13 protein-coding genes are annotated in these 9,565 nt (G+C 40.5%); 6 read left to right on the top strand and 7 right to left on the bottom strand.

Features of this window, described 5'->3' with window-relative positions; genetic code table 11:
- Positions 1-167 (top strand): EF-hand domain-containing protein (locus VB740_RS15440; protein WP_323200863.1); only part of this gene is annotated, 167 nt, incomplete at its 5' end.
- Positions 168-599: 432 nt separating this feature from the next.
- On the opposite strand, the gene VB740_RS15435 is transcribed toward VB740_RS15440, so the two are convergent.
- Positions 600-797 (bottom strand): NblA/ycf18 family protein, encoded by a 198-nt coding sequence (locus VB740_RS15435; RefSeq protein WP_323200862.1) that lies wholly within the window; start codon positions 795-797, stop codon positions 600-602.
- A gap of 784 nt (positions 798-1,581) precedes the next feature.
- Here VB740_RS15435 and VB740_RS15430 point away from each other — a divergent pair.
- Both VB740_RS15430 and VB740_RS15425 read left to right on the top strand, forming a co-directional pair.
- Positions 1,582-3,156, top strand: coding sequence for a GMC oxidoreductase (locus VB740_RS15430; RefSeq protein ID WP_323200861.1), 1,575 nt, complete (start codon positions 1,582-1,584; stop codon positions 3,154-3,156).
- A gap of 105 nt (positions 3,157-3,261) precedes the next feature.
- On the top strand, positions 3,262-3,465 hold the full coding sequence (locus tag VB740_RS15425) for a hypothetical protein (protein WP_323200860.1): 204 nt from the start codon (positions 3,262-3,264) through the stop codon (positions 3,463-3,465).
- Positions 3,466-3,601: 136 nt separating this feature from the next.
- Here VB740_RS15425 and VB740_RS15420 read toward each other — a convergent pair whose 3' ends face one another.
- A complete protein-coding gene (locus VB740_RS15420) occupies positions 3,602-3,808 on the bottom strand; it encodes a hypothetical protein (RefSeq protein ID WP_190919380.1) in 207 nt (68 codons plus the stop codon).
- 48 nt (positions 3,809-3,856) lie between these two features.
- Complete coding sequence (locus VB740_RS15415) at positions 3,857-4,237, bottom strand: hypothetical protein (protein ID WP_323200859.1); 381 nt, start codon at positions 4,235-4,237, stop codon at positions 3,857-3,859.
- Between the two features lie 131 nt (positions 4,238-4,368).
- Here VB740_RS15415 and VB740_RS15410 point away from each other — a divergent pair, with 131 nt between their 5' ends.
- A complete protein-coding gene (locus VB740_RS15410) occupies positions 4,369-6,585 on the top strand; it encodes an AAA family ATPase (protein WP_323200858.1) in 2,217 nt (738 codons plus the stop codon).
- Positions 6,586-6,947: 362 nt separating this feature from the next.
- Positions 6,948-7,550 (top strand): hypothetical protein, encoded by a 603-nt coding sequence (locus VB740_RS15405; RefSeq protein ID WP_323200857.1) that lies wholly within the window; start codon positions 6,948-6,950, stop codon positions 7,548-7,550.
- Positions 7,551-7,686: 136 nt separating this feature from the next.
- Here the strand turns inward: VB740_RS15405 and VB740_RS15400 are convergent, their stop codons facing one another.
- Positions 7,687-7,815 (bottom strand): hypothetical protein, encoded by a 129-nt coding sequence (locus VB740_RS15400; RefSeq protein ID WP_323200856.1) that lies wholly within the window; start codon positions 7,813-7,815, stop codon positions 7,687-7,689.
- A 266-nt stretch (positions 7,816-8,081) separates the two neighbouring features.
- On the opposite strand from VB740_RS15400, the gene VB740_RS15395 reads away from it, so the two are divergent.
- Positions 8,082-8,441: a GFA family protein gene (locus VB740_RS15395; protein ID WP_323200855.1), complete on the top strand. Its 360-nt coding sequence runs from the start codon at positions 8,082-8,084 to the stop codon at positions 8,439-8,441.
- Positions 8,442-8,545: 104 nt separating this feature from the next.
- Here the strand turns inward: VB740_RS15395 and VB740_RS15390 are convergent, their stop codons facing one another.
- The 3 genes from VB740_RS15390 to VB740_RS15380 form a co-directional block, all read right to left on the bottom strand.
- Complete coding sequence (locus VB740_RS15390; protein ID WP_190914811.1) at positions 8,546-8,794, bottom strand: hypothetical protein; 249 nt, start codon at positions 8,792-8,794, stop codon at positions 8,546-8,548.
- Positions 8,795-8,985: 191 nt separating this feature from the next.
- Positions 8,986-9,249 (bottom strand): hypothetical protein, encoded by a 264-nt coding sequence (locus VB740_RS15385; RefSeq protein ID WP_323200854.1) that lies wholly within the window; start codon positions 9,247-9,249, stop codon positions 8,986-8,988.
- A 9-nt stretch (positions 9,250-9,258) separates the two neighbouring features.
- Complete coding sequence (locus VB740_RS15380; protein ID WP_323200853.1) at positions 9,259-9,465, bottom strand: sigma factor-like helix-turn-helix DNA-binding protein; 207 nt, start codon at positions 9,463-9,465, stop codon at positions 9,259-9,261.
- Positions 9,466-9,565: the final 100 nt, after the last annotated feature.

Raw genomic sequence — 9,565 nt, 5'->3', positions numbered from 1 at the left:
CCATTAATGATCTTTTTTTAAGTCCTGGCTTAAGTACAATCATTTCATCAGAAACGAATATCAGTACTCCCCAGGAATTACTAGTAAATTATGATTCAGACTCTGACGGTAGTATTACCTTTGAAGAGTTAAAGTCAGCCGTTAAGAAAGCAGATAATTTAACCTAGCTGTCAAAAAACCCAATACCAAATATCAATACCCAAAATCCCTCTAAGCGCCCACGTTTTGAGGGAAAAGCAATTTTCATGGTCATTGGTGACTCGTTAGCACAAAAGAGATGACCACACAAGTAATTGACAAAATATCCTTTGACCATTTTTTGAATTCAAAATTCAAAATTCAAAATGAATAAGAATAATAATTTTGAATGAATTATCCTTCTCCTAACGGAGACGCTGCGCGAATGAGTCAAAGCCCCCACTGATAGCGCAGCGTTAACGACGTAGGAGCGTCTTGTAATTTTGAATTGTTTTGACATTCCCTAAACACTCACCCAGGTGGAAAGTGCTGCTATTCAAGGTTGGAAGGGACTGAAGCTGAAAATGCACTTTGGACTGGACAGTGTTAGCTCTTTCTACAGTTGACTTCGTAAGTTTGTTTTAACCCAAGATTGAACCGGAACCAACTTCCCACTGATGTTTGAGCAATTCCTGGTAAGTCTTTTCCCTTATCATCATCTGCTTATACAGCATCAGCGAGAACTCTTGAGCTTGTTCACGGGACATCTGCTGCACTTGATCAGAGAAAGTTCTCAGGCTAAATTCTTGTTCTAAAGATAATTCAATGGGTTGATTCATCGCTTTTATTACCTACTCTTTTATTTGGGGCAAATATTGCTTTATATGAATATATATTACGATAACTTTACAATAACCAAAGGGGAGTAAACCGTACTGGCGTAGGTTAGAATGCCGTATCTGCTGCTAAAAACCTTGATATCACTCCATTGTGGCAACCCAAGTAAAAACCTAAGCTCTCAATTTTCCTAGTTTGAGGTTTTTAAAAGCATTTTTAGCCTCTGCTTGCGGCTGGCGAAACAGCGCCATCGCTCAAAAGAAGAGATGGGCAATACAATTACAATTATTCCTTTGGGCAAGGGTGGTGAGGGTCGCGGCGTGATCCTGGAGTTTGAGAATGTGAAGATGACAAATTTGCTCAACTGGTGACAGATGCCATCTGTGGACTGAATAAATGGCGTGATTTATTGGGAACAGATCACGATCGCTAAAAGGTCAGTTTTTCGCAAGCAAAAAAACTAACTCTTATCCAGAACGATTTTGAAAATTTTTAGAACCACATTAAATTGCTGGAGTTGCGTTCTCACACATTTAAGCGGCTTGTTGCTCGTTGCCAAAATTTAACCTTTTCTTTAATAAAAAATCCCCCAAAAATTGCTGAAATAAGCATTGTTGCTTACTGAGCATTAATCTGATACTCATATCAATGATTGTTGTAAATCAATTAGAATTTCCCAAATCCAAAATTGCTAGCTGCGACTACCAAAAATTGCCAAGTCACTGAGCTAACTGCCTGCGATTTACAACCTTGCAAATATGGCAAGCAAAAAATAGGAGATAAAGTATGTCCCAAATGCTAAATCGTCGTCGATTTCTTCAGGCATCGGCGGCGGCGGCAGCAAGCGTAAGTGTATCCGCTATTCGCACTGCTGCTGCTGGTGTTGACGAGTATGTTGAGGCAATAGTGATTGGTAGTGGTTTTGGTGGCGCAGTCGCATCATTGCGTCTTGGTCAGGCGGGAATTGAAACCGTTGTCCTGGAACGGGGACGACAATGGCAAATTACTAGCGCAGGTAATACTTTCTCTACAAAAGATAATCCAGATGGTCGTTCTACTTGGCTTAGTCCCACTACAGTTTTACCCCCACCAGTTCCAGAAATACCCATTGATGTATATACAGGTGTTCTCGATGTTAAAAGAGGTAATGGGATTAATGCCTATCGCGGAGCAGGTGTTGGGGGTGGTTCGCTTGTCTACACTGCTATTACCTATCAGCCAACTGAAGAACTATTTTACAAAGTCTTTCCCCGTACTATTGAATACTCCCAACTAGATAGAGTTTATTATCCAAGAGTGCGTTCTATACTCAAAGCATCTCCCATCCCAGACGATATTTTACAAACTGAGTATTATTTGGCCAGTCGTATTCTCCAAAAGCAAGCAGCCAAAGCGGGTTTACAAACCCGAAAAATCGATATCGCCTTTGATTGGGACATTGTTCGTCAGGAAATCGCAGGTCAGAAAGTGCCTTCTATTATTAATGGTCAAGTGTACTATGGCACAAATAGTGGTGCTAAAAACAGCGTAGACCGTAACTATCTAAGTATGGCTTCAGCTACTGGTAACGTTGAAATCCGACCTTTGCACGTAGTCACTATGATTGGAGAATCAGATCGTGGGCGTTACCGAGTTGTTTGCGATCAAATCAACGAGCGAGGAGAAGTGCTTTTTCAAAAATCTTTTGTTTGCCGCTATCTGTTTTTGGCCGCAGGTTCAATTGGCACTACTGAACTATTGCTGCGTGCGAAAAGCAATGGTACTTTGCGCCGCCTCAATCATCAGGTAGGAAAGTTTTGGGGGACAAATTCTGATTCGACTACTGTAATGATTAATACAGGTGAGACTAATCCAACACTGGGGACTCCTGGTGTAATTGCCGTTGAACATCTCGACAACCCTATTGCCCCAGTGATACTTGAGGCATTTCAAGCACTTCCTTTCATTCCGCAGGGTCTGATTCCTGTTCTTGGTCAGGGAATTTCTAAACCAGAGGGCTATCTTACTTATAATGCCTATACTGGGTCAGCAGATTTGTTTTGGACTAACAACTCAACCGATAGCCAGAAAAATGCTCAAGCTCTCCAGTATACTTACCAACGGCTTAACCAAACTAATGGTACAACTCTAGCTGCATCACCAGACTACAGTTTTACAGCACACCCGCTTGGAGGTGCAACCATCGGGCAAGTATGCAACACTCATGGGCAGGTCTTTGGTTATCCTAATTTGTTTGTTATTGATGGTGCGCTTATTCCTGGTTCAACAGCCTGCTCTAATCCCTCGTTAACTATTGCTGCTCTTGCAGAACGGAGCATGGATCACTTTCTCAACCGGATTCCTTGGCATCGAAAAATATAACCAAGAGCGATCAATCACTCAATACAGCGCTTCCCGCTATTATGCAATACAGTTTTTCTCTTTCCCTTTCTTTTAGCGTAGTATAGCTTTCATCTCTGAGAATGGATGTACCTCATATTTTATGTAGTTGAAAGCGAGGGCAAAAGCATTGAGTTTTGGGGTGATATTCTTCACTTCGGCTCGATTCAATTTCCAAATCCTAAAATCACAGTTGTCTACGATGTCAATTTAAATGCCGCAGCAAAACAACGAGCGAAACAGTTTACCCGTGCAGAAAAATCACCCCGCCTAGTCGCAGCTGCACATTAGTATATCGAGGACTATCGACAGTTCTGGTTATAAGTTGATTTTGCTCCCTGTCAGTAGTCATAATTCCATTATTTCTGAAATTTGGAACAGCTAATAGCTTTCCTGTTTCATTATATGAAAGCGCAATCTATTTCCTCTAATCTTGAGAAAGATTGACATTTAATTTGAAGCGACGTTCTTCAACAATTGAAACAGGTAACTCACGATAATCTAATGTATATTTTGAACTCAGAATTTGCAGATGCTGTTGGGTGACATCTGCACCTTTTTCGCTCGTTGGATCTCTACCAAACCATGCTCTAGCGGTTTGAGAGCCAATAGTCAAAGCAGAAGTAGTTATCATAAATTTTCTGAGAATCTGTCCGATTTTTGAATAACTCCTGAAAACTCTTTATTCACAAACTGCGGCTCTTTCAATAACAAACCATTCATGGTACAAAATTGCTAAGAAAAATTCTTCATTCTTCAGGCGATCGCATACTGCCATAAATCCCGAAAAGAATGGATCATCTTCATAGGTAGTATCTGATAGAAAAACTGTTACAGAATTCTTATCCGCACTCCAGATACAACGTATTATAGTAATATTCGGATGATGTGATTTATCTACAGGTAATAATATTGGGCATTCTTCCACTGACAAAAATTCTGGTTCTTCATATCTGAAAACCGATGACCAACTTTCTGGGCCTTCATGTTTCTCAATAATTCTATCCCACCTAACTAACTTGATTTTTTCCAGAGTTTCTGTCGATATTTCGGAAATTTTCATAGTTTTTACTACAGTTAATAATTTTTCATAATTAACATCTGGCATTCGGCATCAATTGTTATGATTAGATTCAATTAATAGCCTAAAATAATGCCTATTTCTATATAATCATTATTATAATCCGATAACTAATGGACTTATTTGACCAGCATCTTGCAAAAATAACTGATGAATCAGCACCTCTGGCGGCTCGGATGCGTCCACGGACACTTGATGAATTTATTGGTCAAGACCATATTATCGGGCAAGGAAGGCTACTGCGGCGTGCTATTGGTTTAGATCAACTATCTTCCTTAATTTTTTCTGGGCCACCAGGGACTGGCAAAACTACTCTAGCCCGTGTTATTGCCAACACCACCCGCGCTCACTTTATCGCTATCAATGCTGTACTTTCAGGAGTCAAAGAAATTCGAGCGGCAATTGAAATAGCCCAACAACAGCGCAAGTTCCATAATCAACGAACTATTCTTTTTGTCGATGAAGTCCATCGTTTTAATAAGTCTCAGCAAGATGCTCTATTACCTTGGGTAGAGAATGGAACAATCATTCTCATTGGTGCTACCACCGAAAATCCTTTTTTTGAGGTCAACAAAGCACTTGTCAGCCGTTCGCGGATTTTTCAACTTCAGCAATTAACTGATAAAGATTTATACCAAATTGTTGAGCAAACACTAGCTGATTTAGAACGCGGTTATGGCAAGTTAACAGTGCAAATTGACACAGATGCTTTAGCTCATCTAGTTAATGTTGCCAATGGTGATGCTCGTTCATTATTGAATGCTTTGCAACTGGCTGTAGAGACTACACCCCCCGATACTACAGGTGTTATTCATATTCCCCTAGCAGTGGCAGAAGAATCTATTCAGCAGCGTGCTGTTTTATACGACAAAGAAGGGGATGCCCATTTTGATACCATCAGTGCTTTTATCAAGAGCTTACGAGGTTCTGACCCAGATGCAGCACTCTATTGGCTGGCCAAAATGGTTTATGCAGGTGAAGACCCGCGCTTCATCTTCCGTCGGATGTTAATTCTTGCCAGTGAAGATATCGGACTGGCTGACCCACAAGCAGTTGTCGTTACAAATGCTTGTGCTGAAGCCTTTGATCGCGTGGGAATGCCGGAAGGACGTTATCATTTGGCGCAGGCTGTACTTTATTTAGCGACTGCACCAAAATCCAATAGCATTATGGGCTTTTTTGATGCTTTAGCCACAGTAGAAAGTGAAAATGTTGCTTCCGTTCCCACTCATCTTAAAGATGCCAATCGGGATAAAAAAGGTTTTGGGCATGGGGCGGGTTATCTCTATCCTCACGCTTATCGAGATCATTGGGTAGAACAGCAATATTTACCCAAGAGCTTGCAAGGTCAATTGTTTTACCAACCATCAACCCAAGGTTATGAACACCAAATCGCAACACAAGTGGCACGTCGTCGGGAAGCTCAACTTGCTGCAATAGTAGAAGGTATTGGTGTTGCACCAGTGGAAGTCATGACTTATGGAACTGTTGACCGAGCAGATGAGCGCTGGTTGCAACGCACACTTTCTCAAGTAAGTACACAATTAGCATCTGTGCGCGAACGCATTTTCACTTTCGCTCAATTACAACGTCATCACTTAGTATTGGATTTAAATGCCACCACTGGTTTACTTACTTGGGAAGCAATCCGGCAAGTTCCTGAAGGCGGGGTTTATGCCTGTGTTCGCAATAGTTCTGATGCCAATGCTTTAAATGAACTTGCTGCGGCACTTCCTGAAACAATGCGACCAATAGTTTTTACTGCATCTGTTGCACAGATACCTGCGATGCTGACATCTCTTGCACCAAATGTACAGTTTGACTCTATTATCGGGCGCAATGTACTAGCCTCCCAACCGGATAAGGGGCTTGCTGCTCAATTTTTAACTCAATTGCTCCCGCGCTCAGTCAAGCTTATTTTAGCTGAGACAGTACCTCGTCATACCCAAAGGTTTTATCGCTTACTGCCCAGCCAAAATCTAGATGCCCAATTGTATGAGCGATTAGTTTTAGCGGAAGAAGCTATTTATACAGATGCCTCTGACTCCATGTTTAACTGGGACGCTGAAGATTTGCATCACGCTTTTGCCTCAAATGGACACTGCGTAGAAGTGGTTATTGAACAGTATTTGACACCTATGCACATCTCTGATAATTTTATCAAGCGTTTATTTGCTGCTAATCCCAATCGACCAAGTTATGCCGAGCGTCTGGCTGCAAATTTGACCAGTGAGGAAATAGGCATTATTAAAAGTTTATTTACTCGTTACTTACTCAACCAATCCGTTAATTGGTCAAGTGTTGTGGCATTTTTAAAGATTAGCGCATGAATCTTTTTTGACTCACAAATCACAGTCATTTATCGTTATGATTGAAAGGATGCAATTGCTATTACACACGTCCTGCTAAAAACAGATAACTGAAACTGAGATGAGGTTTATTGATTGACCATTTTTTGAATTCAAAATTCAAAATTCTGTTAGGAATAATAAGAATAATTTTGAATTAATTATCCTTCTCCTAACGGAGACGCTGCGCGAACGAGTCAAAGCCCCCAATGATAGCGCAGCGTTAGCGACGTAGGAGCGTCTTGTAATAATGAAATTGATAATTTTGAATTTTGAATTGTTTTGACTTCCTTTGAGCTTTATTTGTGAATGCTCTGCTCAAATTAAAATAATTTTAGATAACTATGCCAATTAAAAAACGCATTGAGCTTAGTCCGGGAGCTTTTCTTAATCCCGCAGATCAAAAGATAGTTGTCAATTTAGCTACTGAAGACATTTTAACTTTAATCACGCAAGAATTAAAAACTCGTTACTCTCCAGAAACCCAAAAACTTTTACTTGAGGAAAGTTCCCAGTTATTACCTAATTTCGTGCTACAAGAATTATTAAAGCGCCAAGAGCAAGTAGTAAACGTCAACCCCGATACATTAATAGTGGTTAACTGTCAAATAGCAGAGATAGAGGTCGATGACTTGGGATTTGATTTAAATGTCGAAGCATATTTTGTTATTGCAGACACAACAGGTCAAAATCATTTTCGGGCTAATAAGATTGTCCTTTGGTCGAATATATGGGGGGATGAACAACGGCTTTTCGATTTAGAAGATGAACTAGGTGACCAATTCTGGACAAATTATCAAATCCAGTTACTTTTTGATGAAAAAAATCAGCAAATAATTGAACTATCAGTATCTCAAACAGATGATTATACCGCGAGGTTAGAATTTTACCCATCCCTCAAAAGGTTTTTACCATCCATAGTTCCCTTTACTGATAATGACTTTTAAAATCAGCAATTAAACCAGAATGCGCCTAGCAATTCGGGCAGTAGCTTCTGGAGCTGATGCGACCGGATATAGGTAATATTCGAGTCACAAAACTTCGTATTCTTTGGCAAGCTTCAGATTGTAATTAGTGTTTGTTCTAATTTCGCGCACTTACTTTTTTCTCGCTTGCTCTTCCAAATAACTCATTAGAACCACCAAAATAGCGATCGCGGTTGCCTTCTATGCTAAATACCTTGAGAGGATACAAAATCCCCTGAAATGCCAACAGATTAAAGAATGTTGCAATTTTTATCTTCTTAAAACCTTTCCCCCCACCCTTATCCCTAGAGGAAACCCTACCTTCTCCCTTACCCAAAAAATAGCCAAGTCACGAAAGCGAACTACTTGATATTCTTGGCATTTCCAGTATGAAATAGGGGAAAATGTGAGCAATTGGAGCGCCTGCGTGGAATCGGAGAAAATAATATGTCTAATATGACCATTGTAAAAGGTAGCTGCCTATGTGGAGCAGTAAGCCTGTCCACAACCAGTATGAGTAATCAGATGGGAGCGTGTCATTGTAGTATGTGTCGCAAGTGGGGTGGAGGGCCTTTATTAGCTATTGACTGTAAAGGTGATGTTAGCTTCTTTGGTGAAGAAAATATTGGGCTTTATCAATCGTCACAGTGGGCAGAACGTGGATTCTGTAAGCAGTGTGGTAGCCATCTATTTTACAAATTAAAACAAAATAACCAGTATTTCATTCCTGTTGGACTATTCGAGAAATGTGAAGGTCTTGTTTTCGATCATCAGGTATTCATTGATGAAAAGCCCAAATATTACTGTTTCGCCGATGAAACTAAGAACCTGACAGGGGCCGAGGTCTTTGCACAGTTTGCACCTTCTGAATGACTCCTAAACATTAGAGTTACTTTTTACCAGTTTGAGTTAGGTTGAGCGAATGAGCGCACTGCTTCACTTACTTTCGTGCGCTCACTCACCCTTGAGACAACAAATCATCCCGCTATGTCTTTACCACTCTTGTAAGTCATAGCTCTGGGTTTTCTCTTCTTTAGAGGAACTACTGATTTCTTGGGTGCTTGTGGCGGACGGCATGTTTCGCAATATAGAGGTCGCACACCAAAAGTTTCTCTTTGTGTGGGTTGTTCGCACTGCTTACATACGAAGTTAAAAACGCGAGTATGAATTTCCCGCTTGTGCGCTCTGACGGTGTACTCTCGGACTTCAATAGTTTTGCTGGGCATCGGTTCTGTAATCGCTGTTCTATTTATAAGGATAGTTTCTAGTATCAATATATTCATGCATCATTTGAGTGAAACAGTGATAAAAACAAGTCGGAAGTCGCAAGTCGCAAGTCGCAAGTAAGATAAAAAACTTCAGTTGTGGGATACAAGCTCACTTCTGAAAAAAAATTATGTCAATACATGTAGTAATACTAGATATAAAGTGTTCTTGTTTCAAACCCACGACAACAGTTGTCGGTACACTTGCGATTTGCGACTTGTAACTTGCTACTTGGTCTGACAATCTGATGGTTTTCGCCGGGGATTAAGCAGAAGCGATGCCACCGATTCATGGCAGGTACGCGATCGCACTCCTGACAGCCGCAACTGGAGGCATCTTTAACAGCAGTGGCGACTTGTTTGCAGTCTTTGGAGTAGGGAGTTCGACTTATATAAATGAAACTAAAGTCAAACAAACCTTAGTCCTAATTAAGAAGATAATCTTTGATTTTGTTTTGATGAGAGCGCAAAATTTTTAGACCTTGATGTTCAGCTTTACGAATTGTCTCTCGACTAAGATTCAGGCGTTTTGCAGCTTGACTCAAGGTTAGTTGCTGATTATCTTCCAATCCAAAACGTAGAGTCAATACTTCTCGTTGCCTTGGATTGAGCAATGCCAGCAACTTACTCAAGTCTTGATGTAAAAGCTCTTGAGTTATTTGCTCATCTAGGGAAATACTAAGTAAGTGGGTGCTAAAATTTCCCGCTATGTAACAGAATCTTAATCAGAGG

Origin of the sequence: Nostoc sp. UHCC 0251 (assembly GCF_034932245.1) — a bacterium.
GTDB lineage: Bacteria > Cyanobacteriota > Cyanobacteriia > Cyanobacteriales > Nostocaceae > Nostoc.
The sequence above is the reverse complement of the archived record's forward strand: the minus strand, read 5'-3'. Positions and strand labels throughout refer to the sequence as shown.

Bases quoted from the DNA above. Each gene is read 5' to 3' on its own strand.
- VB740_RS15390 (WP_190914811.1), bottom strand. From the start codon at position 8,794: ATGCCCAGCAAAACTATTGAAGTCCGAGAGTACACCGTCAGAGCGCAC.
- VB740_RS15420 (WP_190919380.1), bottom strand. From the start codon at position 3,808: ATGATAACTACTTCTGCTTTGACTATTGGCTCTCAAACCGCTAGAGCA.
- VB740_RS15430 (WP_323200861.1), top strand. From the start codon at position 1,582: ATGTCCCAAATGCTAAATCGTCGTCGATTTCTTCAGGCATCGGCGGCG.
- VB740_RS15405 (WP_323200857.1), top strand. From the start codon at position 6,948: ATGCCAATTAAAAAACGCATTGAGCTTAGTCCGGGAGCTTTTCTTAAT.
- VB740_RS15410 (WP_323200858.1), top strand. From the start codon at position 4,369: ATGGACTTATTTGACCAGCATCTTGCAAAAATAACTGATGAATCAGCA.
- VB740_RS15435 (WP_323200862.1), bottom strand. From the start codon at position 797: ATGAATCAACCCATTGAATTATCTTTAGAACAAGAATTTAGCCTGAGA.
- VB740_RS15415 (WP_323200859.1), bottom strand. From the start codon at position 4,237: ATGAAAATTTCCGAAATATCGACAGAAACTCTGGAAAAAATCAAGTTA.
- VB740_RS15395 (WP_323200855.1), top strand. From the start codon at position 8,082: ATGAGTAATCAGATGGGAGCGTGTCATTGTAGTATGTGTCGCAAGTGG.
- VB740_RS15425 (WP_323200860.1), top strand. From the start codon at position 3,262: ATGTACCTCATATTTTATGTAGTTGAAAGCGAGGGCAAAAGCATTGAG.